19 protein-coding genes and 1 riboswitch are annotated in these 18,996 nt (G+C 65.7%); of the genes, 7 read left to right on the top strand and 12 right to left on the bottom strand.

The window, feature by feature from the left end:
• From L288_RS24400 to uvrB, 3 genes are all read right to left on the bottom strand, one after another.
• Nucleotides 1-420: a response regulator gene (locus tag L288_RS24400; RefSeq protein ID WP_021236745.1), complete on the bottom strand. Its 420-nt coding sequence runs from the start codon at nucleotides 418-420 to the stop codon at nucleotides 1-3.
• 65 nt (nucleotides 421-485) lie between these two features.
• Complete coding sequence (locus L288_RS24395) at nucleotides 486-2,990, bottom strand: TonB-dependent receptor (protein ID WP_408020364.1); 2,505 nt, start codon at nucleotides 2,988-2,990, stop codon at nucleotides 486-488.
• A 167-nt stretch (nucleotides 2,991-3,157) separates the two neighbouring features.
• Nucleotides 3,158-5,341, bottom strand: coding sequence for an excinuclease ABC subunit UvrB (gene uvrB, locus L288_RS24390; protein WP_021236743.1), 2,184 nt, complete (start codon nucleotides 5,339-5,341; stop codon nucleotides 3,158-3,160).
• A 52-nt stretch (nucleotides 5,342-5,393) separates the two neighbouring features.
• On the opposite strand from uvrB, the gene L288_RS24385 reads away from it, so the two are divergent.
• The 4 genes from L288_RS24385 (at nucleotide 5,394) to L288_RS24370 (ending at nucleotide 7,351) form a co-directional block, all read left to right on the top strand.
• Complete coding sequence (locus L288_RS24385; protein WP_021236742.1) at nucleotides 5,394-5,930, top strand: DUF3617 domain-containing protein; 537 nt, start codon at nucleotides 5,394-5,396, stop codon at nucleotides 5,928-5,930.
• Nucleotides 5,900-6,211, top strand: a complete 312-nt coding sequence (locus tag L288_RS24380; protein ID WP_021236741.1) for a hypothetical protein — start codon at nucleotides 5,900-5,902, stop codon at nucleotides 6,209-6,211. The genes L288_RS24385 and L288_RS24380 overlap by 31 nt, the downstream gene beginning before the upstream one ends.
• Before the next feature lie 85 nt (nucleotides 6,212-6,296).
• Entirely contained in the window at nucleotides 6,297-6,800 is a 504-nt protein-coding gene (locus L288_RS24375; protein WP_021236740.1) for a DUF3617 domain-containing protein, read from the top strand.
• An 80-nt stretch (nucleotides 6,801-6,880) separates the two neighbouring features.
• A complete protein-coding gene (locus L288_RS24370) occupies nucleotides 6,881-7,351 on the top strand; it encodes a hypothetical protein (protein WP_021236739.1) in 471 nt (156 codons plus the stop codon).
• 2 nt (nucleotides 7,352-7,353) lie between these two features.
• Here the strand turns inward: L288_RS24370 and L288_RS24365 are convergent, their stop codons facing one another.
• The 3 genes from L288_RS24365 to L288_RS24355 form a co-directional block, all read right to left on the bottom strand.
• Nucleotides 7,354-8,574, bottom strand: coding sequence for an MBL fold metallo-hydrolase (locus L288_RS24365; RefSeq protein ID WP_021236738.1), 1,221 nt, complete (start codon nucleotides 8,572-8,574; stop codon nucleotides 7,354-7,356).
• Nucleotides 8,575-8,675: 101 nt separating this feature from the next.
• Nucleotides 8,676-9,017 (bottom strand): response regulator transcription factor, encoded by a 342-nt coding sequence (locus L288_RS24360; RefSeq protein WP_021236737.1) that lies wholly within the window; start codon nucleotides 9,015-9,017, stop codon nucleotides 8,676-8,678.
• A 2-nt stretch (nucleotides 9,018-9,019) separates the two neighbouring features.
• A complete protein-coding gene (locus L288_RS24355) occupies nucleotides 9,020-9,913 on the bottom strand; it encodes an iron-containing redox enzyme family protein (protein WP_031303805.1) in 894 nt (297 codons plus the stop codon).
• 165 nt (nucleotides 9,914-10,078) lie between these two features.
• On the opposite strand from L288_RS24355, the gene L288_RS24350 reads away from it, so the two are divergent.
• Nucleotides 10,079-10,996, top strand: a complete 918-nt coding sequence (locus tag L288_RS24350; RefSeq protein ID WP_021236735.1) for an oxygenase MpaB family protein — start codon at nucleotides 10,079-10,081, stop codon at nucleotides 10,994-10,996.
• On the opposite strand, the gene L288_RS24345 is transcribed toward L288_RS24350, so the two are convergent.
• Together L288_RS24345 and L288_RS24340 are read right to left on the bottom strand one after the other, a co-directional pair.
• Complete coding sequence (locus L288_RS24345) at nucleotides 10,991-12,040, bottom strand: ATP-dependent DNA ligase (protein ID WP_236612993.1); 1,050 nt, start codon at nucleotides 12,038-12,040, stop codon at nucleotides 10,991-10,993. The two genes, L288_RS24350 and L288_RS24345, sit on opposite strands and share 6 nt — an antisense overlap.
• Nucleotides 12,037-12,819, bottom strand: coding sequence for an exodeoxyribonuclease III (locus tag L288_RS24340; RefSeq protein WP_021236733.1), 783 nt, complete (start codon nucleotides 12,817-12,819; stop codon nucleotides 12,037-12,039). The genes L288_RS24345 and L288_RS24340 overlap by 4 nt, the downstream gene beginning before the upstream one ends.
• 141 nt (nucleotides 12,820-12,960) lie before the next feature.
• Here L288_RS24340 and L288_RS24335 point away from each other — a divergent pair, with 141 nt between their 5' ends.
• Nucleotides 12,961-13,149, top strand: coding sequence for a hypothetical protein (locus L288_RS24335; RefSeq protein ID WP_021236732.1), 189 nt, complete (start codon nucleotides 12,961-12,963; stop codon nucleotides 13,147-13,149).
• Between the two features lie 233 nt (nucleotides 13,150-13,382).
• On the opposite strand, the gene L288_RS24330 is transcribed toward L288_RS24335, so the two are convergent.
• The 3 genes from L288_RS24330 to L288_RS24320 all read right to left on the bottom strand — a co-directional run bounded on the left by L288_RS24330 (nucleotide 13,383) and on the right by L288_RS24320 (nucleotide 15,135).
• The gene (locus L288_RS24330; protein WP_021236731.1) at nucleotides 13,383-13,979 is read right to left on the bottom strand and encodes an alpha-ketoglutarate-dependent dioxygenase AlkB; all 597 of its coding nucleotides are present in this window, start codon (nucleotides 13,977-13,979) and stop codon (nucleotides 13,383-13,385) included.
• 5 nt (nucleotides 13,980-13,984) lie between these two features.
• Nucleotides 13,985-14,218, bottom strand: a complete 234-nt coding sequence (locus L288_RS24325; RefSeq protein WP_236612992.1) for a hypothetical protein — start codon at nucleotides 14,216-14,218, stop codon at nucleotides 13,985-13,987.
• Nucleotides 14,219-14,316: 98 nt separating this feature from the next.
• On the bottom strand, nucleotides 14,317-15,135 hold the full coding sequence (locus L288_RS24320; protein WP_021236729.1) for an alpha/beta fold hydrolase: 819 nt from the start codon (nucleotides 15,133-15,135) through the stop codon (nucleotides 14,317-14,319).
• 188 nt (nucleotides 15,136-15,323) lie between these two features.
• Here L288_RS24320 and L288_RS24315 point away from each other — a divergent pair, with 188 nt between their 5' ends.
• The gene (locus L288_RS24315; protein WP_021236728.1) at nucleotides 15,324-15,938 is read left to right on the top strand and encodes a hypothetical protein; all 615 of its coding nucleotides are present in this window, start codon (nucleotides 15,324-15,326) and stop codon (nucleotides 15,936-15,938) included.
• 72 nt (nucleotides 15,939-16,010) lie between these two features.
• Here L288_RS24315 and katG read toward each other — a convergent pair whose 3' ends face one another.
• Nucleotides 16,011-18,260 (bottom strand): catalase/peroxidase HPI, encoded by a 2,250-nt coding sequence (gene katG, locus L288_RS24310; RefSeq protein WP_021236727.1) that lies wholly within the window; start codon nucleotides 18,258-18,260, stop codon nucleotides 16,011-16,013.
• 222 nt (nucleotides 18,261-18,482) lie between these two features.
• A riboswitch (cyclic di-GMP riboswitch) is annotated at nucleotides 18,483-18,560 on the top strand.
• Nucleotides 18,561-18,996: the final 436 nt, after the last annotated feature.

Genomic DNA, 18,996 nt, shown 5'->3' with positions numbered 1-18,996 from the left:
TCAGGCCGCGGCCGCCAGCCGCACCGCCGGAGCGGCGCTGCGCGCCACCTCCTTCACCAGGCTGATGAAGCGCGCCGCGTCGCGGGCGATCATCGCCTTGTTGAAGCAGGCAGCAGCGCCACGGTCCAGCGCATCGGCCATGATCGGCGCGCCTTCGCGCATCAGGCTGGACAGCATGATGACCGGGCATGGTTCCAGCGCCATGATCTCGTCCAGGATGGTCATGCCGTCCTTGCCGGGCATGGCCACGTCCAGCGTGACGACATCGGGCTTTGCGGAGCAGATGAGGTCAATCGCTTCTTCGCCGTTGCGGGCGATGCCGACAACCTCGAAGCGGCAATCGCGCTCCAGCAGCGTTTCGATCATCGCGCGGATAGTCAGCGAATCATCGACCACCACGATCCTGACGGGTTTCCTCATGCTTCGTCTCCCGGCCTCTTCATACGGTTCATAACGGACCGGGAGGGGAGTCATTTAGCCGCCTCTCAGAAGAAGAGTTTGCGGAATGAAATGCTGATGCGGCGGCCGAGCGGATCGAGATAGCCCGGCTGGTAGCGCAGCGGCGTGCCGCCGCTGGCGTCGGTCACGTCACGCCGCGCGTTGAAGATATTATCGATGCCGATCGACACCCGCGCGCCGCGCAGGAAGGGATGGTTGCGCACCAATGACGGCATCTGCCCCAGATTGGCGAAAAGCCGCAGGTTCGCCGTCGCCAGGCTGCCGAAGTTCAGCCGCGACGATCCGTCCAGCGCGCCATCGACATGGGTGCCGCTTTCCCAATCCACGCCCAGCCGCGCGCCCAGGCCATTGTTGACATAGCCCACCCGCGCTTCGATCTCATGCCGGGGCTGGCCGCCCGATGAGCCGGTGGCATCGCCGTTGAGCAGGTCAAGCTCAGGCACGCCCGGCGCGATCAGGATGCTCTCGGTGAAATGCCATGTATGATAAAGGCTGAAGCTGAGGCGTCCGCCACCGCCGCCGCGTCCGCCGCCGAATCCTCCGGGACCGCCGAAACCGCCGCCGGGCCTGCCGCCCGCGCCCTGCCTTGGCGGACCGTCGAAGCCGCCTTCGCCACGGGGCCGTTCGCCGCCTTCCGTGGGAGGAGGCGCGTTATCCTGCCCGCCCGCCTGCTCCCCTCTTTCCCGGCCCCGGTTGCCGAACAGCGCCCGCATGTCCTGCAATTCCTTGGGGCGGTCTTCCGGTTTGGCCCCCGCCGCGCGCCAGGCTTCCACCAGCTTCTGGATGCGCGATTTGAGCGGCAGGGACAGGTCGAAGCCCCAGCGCAACTGCTCGCTTTGCGACCGCAGGAAATTGATCGGCCGCGCGTTGATCTGCAACAATCGGCCGTCAGCGTCGCGCACGAAGCGGTCGGGAAAGGCGTCTTCGATCGCGGGCGTGGGCTCCGGGAAGGCGGCGATGGGGTTCGCCGTGCGGCTGTTGAGATAGGTCGCCGTCAGCGTGAGGTTCGGCTTTTCGAAGGGCTTGACGGTGGCGCTCAGGCGGAACTGGTCGCGCACGCTTTCCTTGAGCGCCGCGTTGCCGCCGGTGATGCGCGTCACGAACACGGTTTCGCCGGTGCGATAATCGAATACGGACACGTTGGGCGTCGATATTTCGGGATCGTTGATCTGGTTGCCGGTCGGCGCGGCGCGATCCTGATTGGCGGACACCAGCAGCTGGACCGCCGGAACGGGCCGCCACCTCAGGCCATAACCCAGGGTAGACAGCGTGCCGAAATCGGAAAGCTGCTGCATGCCCGCATTCACATTGACGCCGATATCGCCCACCGCGCCCAGTACGCCGCGCGCCTTGCTGGTCAGCGGCACATCCAGGCTGACCTGCCCGCTGCCGATCTGCCGGTCATAGCTTCTCTCGCTCTCCTTCCCGTTGCGGATGGACCAGCCGTCGAAGCCGTTGGCCGAAGCGCCGAGCCGGATCGAACTGGTCACCGTTCCGGCAGGCAGGTCGACGATCGGACCCGACAGCAGCAGGTCGCCCGTGACCGCCTGCGACTTGCTGCTCGCCCGGTCGGTGCTGGACGATCTCTCCGTGCGCGTCCGCGTGTCGGAAATGTCGCCATTGCCGGTCAGCGACCATTGCCACCCGCCGCCCAGCAGGCCGTTCAGCGTCAGGCCCAGATGCCCGGTGGTGCCGCGTATCTGCTGATCCAGCGTGCCCGCTTCGATAATGTCGCGATAGCGCCCGTCATCGGCGAACGGCCATTGCGGCAGGCCCGCCAGCTGCGCCAGCGCTGCGGAGGAAAGCCCCTGGAGCGAGTCATTGTCCGACAGTTCGACCCGTCCGTTGACCGTCATGGAAACCTTGCCCAGCGCCCGCGCCCAGGTGGCGTTCGCCGACAGATTTTCCGTCGCGGGACTGAGCGTGCGGAAGCGGGTGAGGTCGGCAAGGGCCGGACTGTTCGGACCCGGATCGATCGAGCGGCGGCTTTCCAGCAGCGACGCTGCGGCCGCATATTTCACATTGAGCGTCAGCCGGTTATCGCCCCGGATACGCAGCAGCCCGCCTTCGATCGTGCCGTTCTCGCGCCCGCCATCGGTCGTCGTTCCCGCGCGCAGGTCTGCCGTTTCCGCGCGGAAGCGCTGGCGCAGCACGATGTTCACCACCTTCTGCGTGGGCGCATAGCCGTATGACAGCGCGACTTGTTCGGGCAGGATGTCGACCCGTGCCACCGCCTCGGACGGGATGTCCTGGATTTCGGAGAAGCTGGAAATGCGTTTCCCGTTCAGCAGGATCACGGGATCGCCATTGGTCTGAGGCGACAATTCGGTGATCATCTCCGCGATCGACGTTACGCCCAGGGCGCGCACGTCTGCGGGGGACAATTGCTGTTCGGGCTTGATGTTGCCGATCACCGCGCCGCGTTCGGGCTGGCCGGTGACGACGATCTCGTCCACATCGTCCATCTGTACCGGCGGCCCCTTGGCCTCGTCCGTCTGGGCAAGCAGCGCCGTCGGCGCGCAGCTTATCATCAACGAAAACAGCAGAAGCGACGTCGGACGGCTCACACATTACCCCTTTTCACCAATCACCTGATGACCGGCTGTTAGGCGCGAGTTGTCGCAAAATTCTGGCAAGTCCAAGAAAGATTTGTCGCAAATTGTAAGGGCGGCGGCGGAAAGCCCGTCCGCGCCGCTCCTTACCGCCCGAACTTGCGCTGGGTCTTGCCGTAGCGCAGCTTGCGCGTGCCCGGCTTGCCCTCGGTCGCGCGGCCGCGCGGCGCGGCCACCTGCTCGTCGGCGGGCAGGCCAAGTTCTTCGGCTTCCAGCTTGCGGATTTCGTCGCGGATGCGCCCGGCTTCCTCGAACTCCAGGTCGGCGGCGGCGGCGCGCATCTTCTTTTCCAGATCCTCGATATAGGCGCGCAGATTGTGACCGACCAGGTGGGGGCGATCGTCGAGCCCGGTGTCGACCGTCACCTGATCCTTGGACGCCACATGGGCGATGATGTCGCCGATGTTGCGCTTGATCGTGGTCGGCGTGATGCCATGTTCCAGATTATAGGCCTGCTGTTTTTCCCGGCGGCGGCTGGTTTCGTTGAGCGCGCGCTCCATGCTGCCGGTGATCCGGTCGGCATAGAGGATCACGCGCCCTTCGACGTTGCGCGCGGCGCGGCCGATGGTCTGGATCAGCGAGGTTTCCGATCGCAGGAACCCTTCCTTGTCCGCATCCAATATCGCGACCAGACCGCATTCGGGAATGTCCAGCCCCTCGCGCAGCAGGTTGATGCCGACCAGCACGTCATAGACGCCCAGCCGCAGATCGCGGATCAGCTCGATACGCTCCAGCGTCTCGACATCGCTGTGCATGTAGCGGACCTTGATCCCCGCCTCATGCATGAACTCGGTCAAATCCTCGGCCATGCGCTTGGTGAGGGTGGTGACGAGCGTGCGATAGCCCTTCTTCGCCGTCTCCTTCGCCTCGTGGATCAGGTCGTCCACCTGATCCTCCACCGGCTTGATCTCCACGGGCGGATCGATCAGTCCGGTGGGACGGATGACCTGTTCGCTGAACACGCCGCCGGTCTGCTCCATTTCCCACGGGCCGGGCGTCGCCGACACGCTGACTGTCTGCGGGCGCATCGCGTCCCATTCGTTGAAGCGTAGCGGGCGGTTGTCGATGCAGCTCGGCAGGCGAAAGCCATATTCGGCCAGCGTGATCTTGCGCCGATGGTCCCCGCGCGCCATCGCCCCGATCTGCGGGATGGTCTGGTGGCTTTCGTCCACGAACAGCAGCGCGTTCTCAGGCAGATATTCGAACAGCGTCGGCGGCGGCTCGCCGGGCAGGCGGCCGGTCAGGAAGCGGCTGTAATTTTCGATACCCGCGCATGATCCAGTCGCGGCGATCATCTCCAGGTCGAAATTGGTCCGCTGCTCCAGCCGCTGCGCCTCCAGCAGCTTGCCTTCCGCCACCAGTTCCTTCAACCGCTCGGCCAGTTCGAAGCGGATCGCCTCCATCGCCTGCTTCAGCGTCGGGCCCGGCGTCACATGGTGGCTGTTGGGGAAGACCTTCACATATTCCAGGCTGGCGATCTTCTTGCCGGTCAACGGGTCGAATTCGACAATATCCTCAATCTCATTGCCGAAGAAGCTGACCCGCCACGCCGTATCCTCATAGTGGGACGGGAAGACCTCCAGATTATCCCCCTTCACCCGGAAATTGCCGCGCGCAAAGCCAGCGTCATTGCGCTTGTACTGGAGTGCGACCAGCTTGCGGATGATCTCGCGCTGGTCCTCGATGCCGCCCTTCTTCATCGAGAAGGTCATCGCCGAATAGGTTTCCACCGACCCGATGCCGTAAAGGCAGGACACGGACGCGACGATCAGCACATCGTCCCGCTCCAGCAGCGCGCGCGTCGCCGAATGCCGCATCCGGTCGATCGCCTCGTTAACGCTCGACTCCTTCTCGATATAGGTATCGGACCGGGGCACATAGGCTTCGGGCTGATAATAGTCATAATAGCTGACGAAATATTCGACGGCATTTTCCGGGAAGAAGCTCTTGAACTCGCCGTATAGCTGCGCCGCCAGGATCTTGTTGGGCGCGAGCACCAAAGCGGGGCGCTGCATCGCCTCGATCACCTTGGCCATGGTGAATGTCTTGCCGGAGCCGGTGACGCCCAGCAGCACCTGATCGCGCTCGCCCGCACGCGCCTGTTCCACCAGTTCCGCGATGGCGGTGGGCTGGTCGCCGGAGGGCTCATAGTCAGACACCAGCTTGAACCGCTTGCCGCCCTCGCTCTTTTCAGGGCGCGCGGGGCGGTGGGGAACGAAGCCTTCGCCGGTCTCCGGTTCGTCCAGGGTGGTGCGGATTTGAATCGTCATCGCGCCTTGATATGGTTCGCCTGCCCAAGGGGTGCAACAGGGAGGATGTGCGATGCGCAAAACGGTTTTGGCGCTGGCGGGCGCGACGGCGCTGCTGGCGGGATGCGGCGACAAGCCGTCCGGCGAACCGATGAGCAAGAGCGAGGTCGAGGCGCAGGTCGAAAGGGTGAAGCTGAAACCCGGCCAGTGGGAAAGCAGCTTCACGCTGGAAGATATCGACATGCCCAATCTGCCGGGCGGCGGCGCCCGGATGAAAGAGCAGATGAAGAAGATGATGAGCCGCACCTCCATCCGCTACTGCGTCACGCCCCAAGAGGCCGAAAATCCCAGCGGCAAGATGTTTTCCGGTCAGGAGAACAAGGACTGCACCTATAAGGGCTTCAATGTCGGCGGCGGATCGGTGAAGGGCGAGGTTTCCTGCAAGTCGGAAGGCGGCGCGATGACCGCCGTGATGTCGGGCAGCTATTCGCCCGAAAGCTATGAAATGCACATGGACATGAAAAGCAGCGCGGCCGCGCAAGGCGCTGAAATGCGCATGAAGGCGAAGACGTCCGGCAAATGGATCGCGGCCGACTGCGCCACGACATAGGCGTGAGCGGCGGCGCGCCCTGCTGCTGGCTGTGCGAACGGCCGCTGGGGCGGCGGATCGAATGGCATCATCCGCTGCCCCGCAGCAGGGGCGGGCGCGGCACGGTGCCGCTCCACCCCATTTGCCACCGCGCCATCCATGCGCAGATCAGCAATGCGGAACTTGCCCGCGCCTATCGCGACGCGGCGGCCCTGCGCGCGCATCCGGGGCTTGCCCGCTTTCTGGCCTGGATCGCTGGCAAGCCGCCTGACTTCCACGCGCCGACCCACGGCAAGCGTTGAGGCGCGGCTGGATTTTTCCTCTTGCGCTTTGGCCGGGGCCGGGCGAGCCTCTCCCCGTTCCGTCAAGAGAACAGGGGATGAGGATATGAAGATCATGCAATCGGCGGTGATGCCGCTGGCGGTCGCGCTTGCCATCGGGGGCTGCGGCGAAAAGGAAGCGCCCGCGCCCGAAGCGGTGGAAGCGCCCATCGCGATCAAGGCGGGGGAATGGGCCTTCACGCGCAAGACGACCGGCTACAACACGCCCACCGTGACGCCCGCTGAATATCAGGCGGCGCTCAAGCAGATGAGCGAAGACAAGCTGTGCCTGACGGTAGACGCCGCCGGGGTGCCGGATGCCGATGCGCTGGCAGGGGGCGAGGGTAAGGATTGCACCTATAAGGACAAGCTTATCCGCAAGGGACGGCTGATCGCCACCCTGTCCTGCAAGGCCGGTGAAGGCACGTCGGAAATCGTGCTGGAGGGGAATTTCACTGATGATACGCTGACGCTGGGCAGCACCATGACAAAGACGGTGGCGGGCAATCCCACGCTGCGCACCACCCATGACGTGACCGGCAAGCGCACGGGGGAATGCGCCAAGACCTGATCGTCAGCACAAGCCCCGGCGCAGCGGGACCGAATTCATGCTATGCTGCACTGGCGGAGTGCAGGCAGCGGAGGCGTGTCATGCTGTTTCATCTTTCGATCTCGGCCCATGACCCCAGGAACGTGGCGCAGGTCATCGCCGAATTATGGCGCGGTCACGCTCATCCCTTTCCGCCGGTGGCGCAGGGAAGCTGGATCGCGCTGGCGGGCGACGATCGCGGCACGGCGGTGGAAGTCTATCCCATCGGCACGGTGCTGCGCGAAACCGAAGGGGATGCCGATGCCTCCGGCCGGGCCTCGGATGAGAGCGGCTTCACTGCGACTCACGCCGCGCTTGCCACGCCGCTCAGTCAGGATGAGGTGATGGCGATCGCCGCGCGCGAAGGCTGGCCAGCCAAATATCGCAAGCGCGGCGGAGCCTTCGGCGTCATCGAACTCTGGATCGAGGGGCGGCAGATGATGGAACTGCTCACGCAGGAGATGCAGGCCGAATATCTGGCCGCGATGACCGGCGGCGGTCATCCGGCACAGGCAGCAGCCCCTCCCGCCTGATCCTATTCCAGCGCGGCGATGGCGCGATGGTCGCAGCGCCCCCGGCTTCGCTCGACCGCGGAATAGCGCGGCACGGCGATCGACTGCCCGGCGCGCAACGGCGCGAAGCGCGCCCGCTCTATGCCCGCGCACCGCAGATACAGTTCCAGCATGCGCGGCGGCGTGCTCCACCGTTCGAAAGACAGGCGGAACGTGCCCCAATGGATCGGGATCGCCGTGGACGCCCCCAGCTTTTCGAATACGGAGACGGCCCGCTGCGGCCCGATATGGCTGTCCGATTCCATCTGCCCCGGCCAGAAACGGAAAGCGCCGATCGGGATCATCGCCAGCCGGATCGGCCCCAGCCGCGCCGCTTCCTCCGGCCATGCCATGTCGCCCGCGCCCGTATCCCCCGCGAAGAAGATGTTGCCCGCCCGCGTGGCGATCACGAAGCTGGACCAGAGCGCGCGGTTGCGATCCGTGCCCCACCGGCTGCTCCAATGATGGTTGCGGATCACATGGACGCGATAATCGGGGCAATGTTCGTAATTTTCGCACTGGATCACCGTATCGGAGCCAAGGCCGTTCAGCGCCGCTCCGCTGATCGACTGGCCCCAATCCAGCGCGACGGCGGGAATGCCTTCGCGTTTCAGGATGGTGTCGTTGCCAAGGCTGGTGATGATCTTGGGCCGGTCGCGCTCCCAGAGCCTTTTGAGCGTCGGAATGTCCAGATGGTCGTAATGATTGTGGCTGACGACCACCAGGTCGATCTTGGGCAGGTCTTCGAACCGTATGCCCGGCTGCGCCACGCGCCTTGGCCCGAATGGCGGCAAGGGGCTGGCATAATCGGACCAGATCGGATCGGTCAGGATATTGAGGCCCGCCGCCTGCACCAGCACCGTCGCATGGCCGACCCAGGTCGCGGTCATGCCGCGCGGCGCGGCGAACCCCGCGGGACGGCTGGGCTTTACCGCCACCGCATCGGGCCAGGGCGGCCGCTCGTCCGCGCCCAGCAGCCAGCGCACGGCGAAGCTTTGCCGGTTACTGCCCGGCGGCGGGGAAAATTCGATCTCGCCATCGGGGTTGAAGAAGTGCGCGCCGTCAAAATGGCGGCTCACCGGCCCCTGATAATAGATGCGGTCCAGAAAGGGCGGGACGATGGTGATCGCGAGGCAGAGCGCAATGACCAGAAACAGCAGCGCGACGCCTGCGCCGCTGATTATTTTTCCGACGATGCGGCCCATTCCGTCTCCCGCGCTGATCCGAGGGGATGGACATAGCGTCCGTCACGCAAGGGGCAAGAGCGGGGCGCTGAACCGTGACGGCTCTCGCCCGCCGCGAACACTCAGTGCCGCATGTGCCGGAGCCAGGGGAGGAGCCGCCTTTCCAGTTGCGACCGGCCCTTCAGTGGCGCGGCTTTCCCTTGGCGGACGCTTTCCTCGCAGTCGAGGAAGGGAATGTCATACGCCTCCAGATCATCCTTTAGCAGGCTGGCGTCCTCCGCAGGCCGGTGCAGGTCGAGCACCGCTCCGTCAGGGAAATGGGCGGCCAGCGCCGCCACCCCGTCGCTGGCGTCGGCATAGGGACCGTCCACCTCATAATCCGCCGCGCGCAGCATCTCCACCATCATGCGGGCAATGGCCGGATCATCCTCGACGACAAGGATGCGGGGCTGATGTCCCGCCATGCTTAACGCTCCAGCCCCAGATGCGCGCGATAGCGGTCAAAGCACCGCTCGCCGCAGCTCAGGCGGATCAGCGCGCCTTCGGCGATGGCGGTGGCGCGGCGCGGGTCTTCGGCGACCAGCGGCTTGATCGCCAGTTCGTTCCAGTCCCGGCTGTGCTTGACGTCCAGCACCGCATGCAGATCGAAATAGCGGCGTTCCGACTGGCTGAGGCCGATCCGCTTGAGCGCAGCGGCGGTATGCGCCGAACGCCAGGGCGCGGTCAGTTCGATGACGCCGAGCGCGCCGACGCTGTGCCACGCATAGACGCGCTGGGTCGCCATGGCGGTCATCGCGTTGGCCAGCGCCAGGCTTTCCCATACCGTCGTTTCGATCGTGGGCGACAGGTCCAGGATGCTGACAAGCTGGGACAGCATCGGGCCATGCATGCCCTTTTCATTGCCGCGCCCCATTTCATCCCAATAGTTGCGCGCCAGTTCCAGCTTGGCGGATGTTGGCAGCTTCACCTGCGTTAAGGCGACGAGATCGTCGAACCCGGCTTCCCCGGCGGCTTCCTGCGTCAGGAACCATCGAACCTCGTCTCGCGACGCCTGTTCGGCGAGCCAGGGGAAAAGCGGATCATTCTGGCCCGGCCCATTTTCCTTGAGCGCTTCGAACCAGGCAATGAAGCCGTCGGGATCGGTGGGCGCGCTGGCCGCCCGCTCGCGCACCTGCGCGCGCAGTTCTTCCATGAAGGCATGTTCCAGCCGGGCCATTGCCTGACCGTCGCGGAACTGGCTTTCCCACTCGTCTGGAAAGCCGGGCGACAGCCTGTCGCGGTTCCAGTGACTGAGCCTTTCCTGAAAGTCCTGTTGTAGAAATTGTGAGTCGCTCGTTCGAGCGATGAAGCGAGTGGCCACGAAATTCGTCTCCTAAATATACTGTCGTTCAATTCAGAGCGGCCCCCAGACGTTCCCGAAAAACTTTCTAACCGCGATCAACCGGCCGCCTGTTTGCGATCGAAGTCGCGTCCCCGCGCCGTCACTTTGCCGCCGCTGGCGCGTTGATGCGGCGAAAGGAAGCACATGGCCGAAGCGGACAAGCCCCAACCACCCCAATGGCGGCCCCTGCTGCCGCATGAGGCGGTGCAGCGGATGATCCGGCGCAACGTGACGCAGATATTCGGGTCGGGCGGGGAGCGGGTCGAACTCGACAGGCCGTTGGGGGACGAAGGGCTGTTCGGCCCCCAATCCATGGCGTGGCGCGTCCATGCCGATTTCACGTCGATGATGGCGGGCGGCATCGCGGCGCTTCTGCTCCAGATGCTGCACCCGGCGGCGCTCGCGGGCATTTGGGATCACAGCAATTTTCGCGAAGACCGCAGCGGCCGCCTTCGCCGCACCGCCCAGTTCATCGCAGGCACCACCTATGGCGGCACGGCGGAGGCGGAGCGGCTGATCGAGCGGGTGCGCGCGGTCCATGACCGGGTGGAGGGCGCCCTGCCGGACGGCGGCGTCTATCGCGCCAGCGATCCTGACCTGTTGTGCTGGGTGCATGTGGCGGAGGTTTATTCCTTCCTGTCCGCCTATCGCCGCTACCGCGCGCCGCTTCTGCCCGCGCGGGACGAAGATCTCTATTATGCGGAAATGGCCGATCTGGCAGTGCGGCTGGGCGCGCGGAACGTTCCCCGCGGCGGGCGGGAGGTGGCGGACTATCTGCTTGCCGCCCGCCCCGCGCTGCGGTGCGACGATCGGACGCGGGAAGTCGCTTCGCTGCTGCTACAGCCGTCGCCCGGCATGCTGACGGCGCATTTCGGCCGGGCGGCGATCGACGCGGCGATCGATCTGCTGCCCGGCTGGGCGGCGCGGATGCATGGCTTTTCACGCGGACCGGCCCGCCATCTCGCCCGCGCCCGTCTCGCGGGCATGGGCATGGTGCTGCGCTGGGCGCTCAAGGACGGATCGGCCAGCCGCGCGCGCAGGCGTGTCGCGCCGCACTCATGATGAGGCGCGGCCGATCAGCGCCTCCAGTTCCGCAGGCCGCAGTTCCGCCTGAAGCTGCTCGCACAGGCATTGTCCGGGGGCCTTGTCTGGCCGCCAGCGCAGGAAACGGGTGCCGTGCCGGAAGCGCCCCGCCGTCACCTGATCGTAGACGACCTCTGCCACAAGCCGGGCATGCAGCGGCTCCCACGCACTTTCCTCTCCCCGGCTCCAGCGGCTGGGGCCGCCGGGCGCCTTGCCGGTGAAGCCGGGGCCGCCCGCCAGCGGCAGCAGCCTGTCGAGCAGGGCAGGGCGCTCGCCCGCCTTGAAGCTGGATGTGAAGCCGACATGGTGCAGCAGGCCGTCATCGTCATAGAGGCCCAGCAGCAGCGACGCCGCGCCCTTGCCGTCCGCCGTGCGCCGGAAGCCGCCGACCACGCAATCCGCGCTCCGGTGGTTCTTCTGTTTCAGCATCGCGCGCTCGCCGGAGCGATAGGGCGCGTCGAGCGGCTTGGCGATGATCCCGTCCAGCGCGCCGCCGCTGCGTTCCAGCCAGGCCATCGCGTCGTCCAGCCGCTCGCTCGCGGGGGACAGCAGCAGCATGTCATTCCCCTCCGCGCGGTGGAATCGCTCCAGCGCCGCCCGGCGTGCGTGCAACGGCGCGCCGCCCAGATCCTCGCCGTCCAGCGCGAGGCAGTCGAACAGCATGAGTTGCGCGGGCGTCTCGCGCGACAGACGCTCGATCCGGCTGTCGGCGGGATGCAGCCTTTGCTGAAGCGCGTCGAAGGACAGCACGCCGCCGGCCGGCAGGATCAACTCGCCATCCACGATGAAGCGCTGGCAGGATGTTGCCAGCAGCGTCGCGACGATTTCGGGAAAGAAGCGGGCGAGCGACTTGCCGGACTTGGAACGGATATCGGCGGTGCCGCCATCCCGTCCGGCGATGGCGCGGAAGCCGTCCCATTTGGGCTCATATTGCCAGCCGGGCGGCGGCGGCAATTCGGTGACGAGGCGGGCTTCCATCGGCAGCGGCAGCGTCAGTCCGGGGCTGGATGGTTCCGCCATCATTCCGCCTCGCCGCGCAGCGTGACGACGACCGGCGCATGGTCGCTCGTCCGCTCCCATCCTCTGGGCGTGGTGTCCACCTCCGCCGCTTGCAGCCACCGCGCGGCGGTCGGGTTCAGCAGGACATGGTCGATCCGCAGCCCGGCATTGCGCTCGAACGATCCCCGCCAATATTTCCAGAAGGTGTAGATGGTCTCGTCCGGGTGCAGCTGGCGGATGGCGTCGCTCCACCCCTGGTCCAGCAGGCGCTGGTAGGCGGCGCGCACTTCGGGAGCGAACAGCGCGTCGTCGCGCCAGCGTTCGGGCACATAGACGTCGCGGTCGGTGGGCATGACATTATAGTCGCCCGCCACGATTACCGGCGCGTCCAGCCGAATCAGGCTCGCCATATGGTCATGCAGCCGGTCGAACCAGCGCAGCTTGAAATCATATTTGGGGCCGGGGCGCGGATTGCCGTTGGGGAGGTAGAGCCCCGCCACCAGCACGCCGTTGATGGCGGCTTCGATATAGCGGCTCTGCACATCGTCAGGGTCGCCGGGCAGCGTCCTGCGGGTTTCGTGGATTTCGCCCACCCTGCTCAACAGGGCGACGCCGTTCCAGCGGCTCTGGCCGTGCCAGGCGGCGTCATAGCCCGCGTCGCGGATCGCCTTTTCGGGAAACTTGTCCTGCGGCGCCTTGAGTTCCTGAAGGCAGACGATGTCCGGCTCCGCGCGTTCCAGCCATCGCAGCAGAACGGGCAGCCGCCCGTTGATGCCGTTCACATTATAGGTGGCGATCCTCATCCTTCGCGCGGCTCTCGCTTCATCCAGAAGGGAGAGACGATCCAGCCGCCAATTGGTTCGATGATCCTGCAAGCATCACCGGAACGCCCCGCCTGCTCGCCCGTTCGTCAGGCTTGGCCAGCAGCGGCAGGAGTTTTCATCATGACCGGAAAGAACAGCGCACCCGACGCGCACGAGCCCAGCCTTGCGGAACAGGCCGCGCCTCGCCCCGCGCCGCCCACGCCGGAGGACCGCGACCGGATCGCGCAGGCGCAGAAGCGCGCCAGGCAGGATCAGGAGGAATTGCGCGCCGGGGGCTTTGGCGATCACAAGGGGACGGAAGGCTTCTGACGCGCCCTGACATTTGCCTCCCATGCAAAAGGCCGCCCGGCAATGCCGGACGGCCTTTCCATTGTCAGCCGATTGGACGGACTCAGACGAGCCGGACCCCCGCGGCGGAGGTCATGCTCTTTTCATCTGCCGCAACCGGCATGTGACAATGAGACATCAGACCACCTCCTTTCCGTTGTTGACGATGAAGGGGATATGGGTGGGCGGCGGCCGCGCGACAAGGGGAGGGGGGATCAGCGCTCCTGCCCGCGCCCGGACTGGCTGGCGCGCCCCTTGGCGGAAAGCGTGCGGAAGGTGACGGACCAGCGGCGCGTTTCCATCGCGGCGATGCCATGTTCCCATTCGTGACGGGCCTCTCCGCTCAGATGATAGACGGACCGGGGCGCGAGCGGGATGGCGAAGCGCTCGAAGCCCGTCTGCGTGCGCCTGCGGAACCGCAATCGCGCCTCGCTGCCCAGGGATACGCCCACCACATGGTCGAACACCGGCCGGTCGCGATGCCAGCCGATCCCCGCGCCGGGATCGTACCGGGTCAAAAGCAGCTGCACCAGATCAGCGCTATCCAGCCCCGCGAACGCCGCCACCTTCCCCCTCAACGGCGCGAGCCATTCGGGGATCGGATCGGCGGCGGCGAAGCGGCCATTGTCGAAATCATAATTCCACCCGAAGGACAGCGTCAGCCGCTTGCCGGTCCAGCCCTGAAAGCGGAACGGCGACAGCGGAAGGGCGCCGATCCGCGCGACAAGCTCCGCCTCTTCTTCGCGGCTTATGATGTCCGGCGCATAGGAAAGGCCAGGGATTAGGGACGGCGCGAACAGGTCCGACTGCATCGCGGTCAGCGGCGCGCGAGCCGCCGTCGGTTCTTGCCCACGCCCTTGCGATAATGGGCGACGGATGCGCGCATCGCCTCGCCCGGCGTGAAGCCGAGCGCGCCGGTCATCGCCATCCATTGCAGCGCCGCCGCGGCCTCGATCTTTTCCCCGACCATCAGCTGCGCTTCGGCAAAGGCGGCTGGGTTGCCCGCCAGCAGCCGGGGCATGCGCAGGCCGATCACGGTCCATGCCTCCATCCCCAGCCGCCAGCTGTCCATAGCGAGTTTGAAGGAGTCGTTTTGACGCATGGAGCCAAAAAGAGCCGGGCAGCCCCACTTGTTCCCACGCAAAAGGATCAATCGGCAAGAAAGGCGAGCAGGTCTCCGTTCAGCCGGTCCGGCGCGGTGGCGAACAGGCCGTGCGGCTCGCCATCATATTCGATCAGTCGCGCGCCGGGGATGCCTGCTGCTGCGGCGCGGCCGCTGGGGTCGATCGGCACGGTCTTGTCGCCGGTGCCGTGGATGATCAGCGTCGGGATGTCGAAGGCCGCCAGGTCGGGGCGGAAATCGGTCCGGCCGAACGCATCGACGCAATCGATCGTCGCCTTGGGGCTGGCCATGATCGCCAGCGCGAAGGTCCAGTCAAGCAGCGCGCCGCTGACCGGCTTCGACACCAGGCCGACGCCGTAAAATTGCTTCGCGAATGTCTGGAGGAAGGCGAAGCGGTCCTCGCGGATCTGCATCTTCATCTGGTCGAAGACGGACTGTTCCACGCCATCGGGATTGCTGCCGTCCTGCAACAGATAGGGCACGACCGATGAGACCAGCGCCACCCGGTCGACCTTGGCCGATCCATGGCGGCCAAGATAGCGGGCGATCTCTCCGCCGCCCATGGAAAAGCCGATCAGCGAAACCCTGGGCGCGCCTACATGGTCGATCACGGCGGCGAGGTCGTCGGCGAAGACGTTATAATCATAGCCGTCCGCCGGATGGCCCGACTGGCCGAAGCCCCGGCGGTCATAGGTGATGACGCGATAGCCCGCCTCCAGCAGTGCAAGCGTCTGATATTCCCACATATCGCCGCTCAGCGGCCAGCCGTGGATCAGGATGACGGCAGGGCCGGACCCCATGTCCTTGACATGGATGGCATGGCCGTTGGGGGTCTGGAGATGCATGGACCGGGGCTCCTTTCAGGGGAGTGACGCCAACCATCCGGTCCGCCCTTCGTTCCTTCGGCCCGGCCCCCCGCACCGCCCGGAGCAGGCGCGAATGCCCGCCGGAACAAAGACGCGCCGATCCGGTTGAACATCGCAGCAGCGGCGGGTGTCATTAGCGGCCTTCTGGCCCTTGGGAGAATGTCATCGTGACGCTGACTCCGCTTGAAATCGGCCTTGGCCTGCTCGTGCTGCTGTTGCTGGCGGGCATCGCCGTGATGGTGATGCAGAACCGCCGCCGCGCCAATCTCCGCTCCAAATTCGGCCCTGAATATTCGCGGACGGTGGAAGCCGTTGGCAGTTCGCGCAAGGCGGAGGCGGAACTACAGGAACGGGAAAAGAGGGTGGCGACCTTTTCCATCCGCCCGCTCTCGCCCCAGCAGGTGGATATGTTCACCGACCGCTGGCTGAGGGTCCAGACCCAGTTTGTCGACGATCCGCAAGGCGCTGTGTCGCGGGCCGACGTGCTGCTGACCGAGGTCATGGAGGAGCGCGGCTATCCGATCGTCGATTTCGAACGGCGCTCGGCGGACCTGTCGGTCGATCATCCCGAAGTGGTGCAGAATTACCGTTCCGCCCATGACATCGCCATCCGCCATGCGCGCGGCGAGGCGGATACCGAAGATCTCCGCCAGGCGATGATCCATTACCGCGCGCTGTTCGAGGAACTGGTGCATGAGCCCGGCGAGCCGGACGGCGCGGCGCATATGCTCCGGCCCGGTCACGCCAGCGAAGCGGAATATCGCCGCCGCGATCTGCACTGACGCGATCTGCTCCCGCGCGGGCACATGGGAAAGCCGCCGCGCTGCCGAATGGCGACGCGGCGGCTTTTCCGGTCAGGCGCTGGCGGTCAGACCCGACCGGCCGAGGTCGAACCTGTCGGCGTCCATCACCTTGACCCACGCGTGAATGAAGTCGTCCACGAACTTCCGCTCCGCGTCGGCGGCGGCATAGACTTCCGACAGGGCGCGCAATTGCGAGTTGGAGCCGAACACCAGATCGACCCGCGTCGCCGTCCACTTCCGCTCGTCCGTCTTGCGGCAGGTGCCGGTGAACAGGTCGCCCTTGTCGCTGTCCGCCTTCCAGGCCGTGCCCATGTCGAGCAGGTTGACGAAGAAGTCGTTGGTCAGCTGCCCCGGCCGGTCGGTGAAGACGCCATGGCTTGACCCGCCATGATTGGCCCCCAGAACCCGCAGGCCGCCCACCAGCACCGTCATCTGCGGCGCGCTCAGCCGCAGCAGGCTGGCCCGGTCGATCAGCAACTCCTCCACCGGCACGCGGAAGCTGACCGGCAGATAGTTGCGGAACCCGTCGACCCTGGGTTCGAGGACGGCGAAGCCCTCGACATCGGTTTGCTCCTGCGAAGCGTCCGTGCGGCCGGGCGTGAAGGGCACGGTCACGTCATGGCCCGCATCCTTCGCCGCCTTTTCGATCGCCGCCGCGCCGCCCAGCACGATGAGGTCGGCGATGCTGACCTTCTTCCCGCCCGAAGCGCTGCCGTCGAAATCGGCCTTGATGCCTTCCAGCACGTCCAGCACGCGGGCAAGTTGCTCCGGCTGGTTCACGTCCCAGTCCTTCTGCGGGGCAAGGCGGATGCGCGCGCCATTGGCGCCGCCGCGCTTGTCCGATCCCCGGAAGGTCGATGCCGAAGCCCAGGCGGTCTGCACCAGTTCAGCCACGCTGAGGCCCGAACCTAGTATCCTCTGCTTGAGCGAGCGGATGTCGGCCTCGTCCACCAGCACATGGTCAACGGGCGGGATCGGGTCCTGCCAGATCAGGTCTTCGGCCGGAACGTCCGGGCCAAGGTAGCGCGCCTTGGGCCCCATGTCGCGGTGAGTCAGCTTGAACCAGGCGCGGGCGAAGGCGTCGGCGAACGCATCGGCATCATTGCGGAAGCGCTCCGCGATCCTGCGATAGTCCGGGTCCATCTTGAACGCCAGGTCGGCGGTCGTCATCATCGTCGGCAGCCGCTTGTCCGGGCTGTGCGCGCCCGGAGCCAAATCCTCCGGCTTCTGGTTCACGGGCTGCCACTGATGCGCGCCCGCGGGACTCTTCACCAGCTCATAGTCATAGTCCAGCAGCATGTGGAAGAAGCTCATGTCCCACTGGATCGGCGTCGGCGTCCATGCGCCTTCGATCCCGCTGGTGATGGTGTGGTCGCCCACGCCCGTCTCATGGCTGCTCTGCCAGCCAAGCCCTTGCTGCGCGATGTCCGCACCCTCCGGCTCCGCGCCCACCTTGGACGCGTCGCCCGCGCCATGCGCCTTGCCGAACGTATGGCCTCCCGCCGTCAGCGCCAGCGTCTCTTCATCGTTCATGCCCATGCGCGCGAAGGTTTCGCGGATGTCGCGCGCCGACTGGAGCGGGTCGGGATTGCCGCCGGGACCTTCGGGATTGACGTAGATGAGGCCCATCTGGATCGCCGCCAGCGGATCTTCCAGCACCATCTCCTTGTCCGGCTGGATGCGGGTCTGGTTTTCGGGATGGCCGACCCACTGCTCCTCGGTGCCCCAGTAAATGTCCTTTTCCGGTTCCCACACATCCTCGCGCCCGCCGCCGAAGCCGAAGATGGGGCCGCCCATAGATTCGATGGCGACATTGCCGGTCAGGATCATCAGGTCGGCCCAGGACAGCTTGCGGCCATATTTCTGCTTGATCGGCCACAACAGCCGCCGCGCCTTGTCGAGATTGGCATTGTCCGGCCAGCTGTTGAGCGGGGCGAACCGCTGCCCGCCCGAAGAGGAGCCGCCCCGGCCGTCGCCCGTCCGGTACGTGCCCGCGCTGTGCCACGCCATGCGGATGAAGAAGGGGCCATAATGACCATAGTCGGCGGGCCACCAGGGCTGGCTGTCCGTCATCAGCGCATGCAGGTCGCGCTTCACCGCCTCAAGGTCGAGCGACTGGAATTCCCTGGCATAGTCAAACGACTCGCCCATCGGGCTGGCATGCGCGCCATTTTGATGAAGTATGTCCAGCGACAGCTGGTTGGGCCACCAGTCGCGATTGGTGCGGCCAAGCAACGACCGCAGCGCCGCTGGCTCCTTCATCGGGCAGGACAGGGGGCTGTCACCTGTTTTCGCGTCCATGGCATATGTCTCCTCTTGCACAATGCGGTCAGGCTAGAACCGGCAGGGTAACGAAGGAAGCGACAAGATTGCGTCAGATTGATCGATAAAAGCGATCAATCCTTCTGCAGCGCGAATAGGACCGGTGCAGCATGATGAGAATTAACGATAAAAATGCGGCGTCATGAATTTTGTGTAGAACTAAAGTGCGACATCTTGGTTGTCGCATTTGGATCAGCCCGATCCCGAAAAAGGCAAACCGGTGGTGACGCCGGGACGCAAAGTCTCCGGCCTTGGTTGCAAGGTAGCGGGGCTACCGAAGGAGCCGAGGTTCAGGTGCGCATCGCAGTTTCATCTTCATTCTTTTAGCCGCTGACTTCCGGCTGCTGGCGCTGTGCGTTTTCTGACTGCTCGACACTGCTCGCGTGGCCTGTGGCTGCCGTTGCTTCCCTGTGCCGGTCTGGACAGGAGAGAGCAAATGGTAGTTGGACGATCATCTGGCCGGCCGTGGCGGCGCGGCGCATTCACGACCCTGACAGCCTGTTCGGCGCTCATGCTGTGCCTGAGCGCTTGCGAAAGTACCGGAGGCACGCGCTTTGCGAGCATCGGTTCGCCCGGTGGCGGATCGGGCGGCGGCTCCGGCGGGGGAGGCAGCGATGACGGAAGCGGCTCCGGCGGTGGCGGCACGGGTGGAACAGGCGGTGGTTACGGTTCCGGTTCCGGTTCCGGCACGGGTTCGGGCGGCGGCACTGGGACA

This window comes from Sphingobium quisquiliarum P25 (assembly GCF_000445065.1).
GTDB lineage: Bacteria > Pseudomonadota > Alphaproteobacteria > Sphingomonadales > Sphingomonadaceae > Sphingobium > Sphingobium quisquiliarum.
The sequence above is the reverse complement of the archived record's forward strand: the minus strand, read 5'-3'. Positions and strand labels throughout refer to the sequence as shown.

Bases quoted from the DNA above. Each gene is read 5' to 3' on its own strand.
- L288_RS24400 (WP_021236745.1), bottom strand. From the start codon at position 420: ATGAGGAAACCCGTCAGGATCGTGGTGGTCGATGATTCGCTGACTATC.
- L288_RS24395 (WP_408020364.1), bottom strand. From the start codon at position 2,990: ATGATAAGCTGCGCGCCGACGGCGCTGCTTGCCCAGACGGACGAGGCC.
- uvrB (WP_021236743.1), bottom strand. From the start codon at position 5,341: ATGACGATTCAAATCCGCACCACCCTGGACGAACCGGAGACCGGCGAA.
- L288_RS24385 (WP_021236742.1), top strand. From the start codon at position 5,394: ATGCGCAAAACGGTTTTGGCGCTGGCGGGCGCGACGGCGCTGCTGGCG.
- L288_RS24380 (WP_021236741.1), top strand. From the start codon at position 5,900: ATGGATCGCGGCCGACTGCGCCACGACATAGGCGTGAGCGGCGGCGCG.
- L288_RS24375 (WP_021236740.1), top strand. From the start codon at position 6,297: ATGAAGATCATGCAATCGGCGGTGATGCCGCTGGCGGTCGCGCTTGCC.
- L288_RS24370 (WP_021236739.1), top strand. From the start codon at position 6,881: ATGCTGTTTCATCTTTCGATCTCGGCCCATGACCCCAGGAACGTGGCG.
- L288_RS24365 (WP_021236738.1), bottom strand. From the start codon at position 8,574: ATGGGCCGCATCGTCGGAAAAATAATCAGCGGCGCAGGCGTCGCGCTG.
- L288_RS24360 (WP_021236737.1), bottom strand. From the start codon at position 9,017: ATGGCGGGACATCAGCCCCGCATCCTTGTCGTCGAGGATGATCCGGCC.
- L288_RS24350 (WP_021236735.1), top strand. From the start codon at position 10,079: ATGGCCGAAGCGGACAAGCCCCAACCACCCCAATGGCGGCCCCTGCTG.
- L288_RS24345 (WP_236612993.1), bottom strand. From the start codon at position 12,040: ATGATGGCGGAACCATCCAGCCCCGGACTGACGCTGCCGCTGCCGATG.
- L288_RS24340 (WP_021236733.1), bottom strand. From the start codon at position 12,819: ATGAGGATCGCCACCTATAATGTGAACGGCATCAACGGGCGGCTGCCC.
- L288_RS24335 (WP_021236732.1), top strand. From the start codon at position 12,961: ATGACCGGAAAGAACAGCGCACCCGACGCGCACGAGCCCAGCCTTGCG.
- L288_RS24330 (WP_021236731.1), bottom strand. From the start codon at position 13,979: ATGCAGTCGGACCTGTTCGCGCCGTCCCTAATCCCTGGCCTTTCCTAT.
- L288_RS24325 (WP_236612992.1), bottom strand. From the start codon at position 14,218: ATGGAGGCATGGACCGTGATCGGCCTGCGCATGCCCCGGCTGCTGGCG.
- L288_RS24320 (WP_021236729.1), bottom strand. From the start codon at position 15,135: ATGCATCTCCAGACCCCCAACGGCCATGCCATCCATGTCAAGGACATG.
- katG (WP_021236727.1), bottom strand. From the start codon at position 18,260: ATGGACGCGAAAACAGGTGACAGCCCCCTGTCCTGCCCGATGAAGGAG.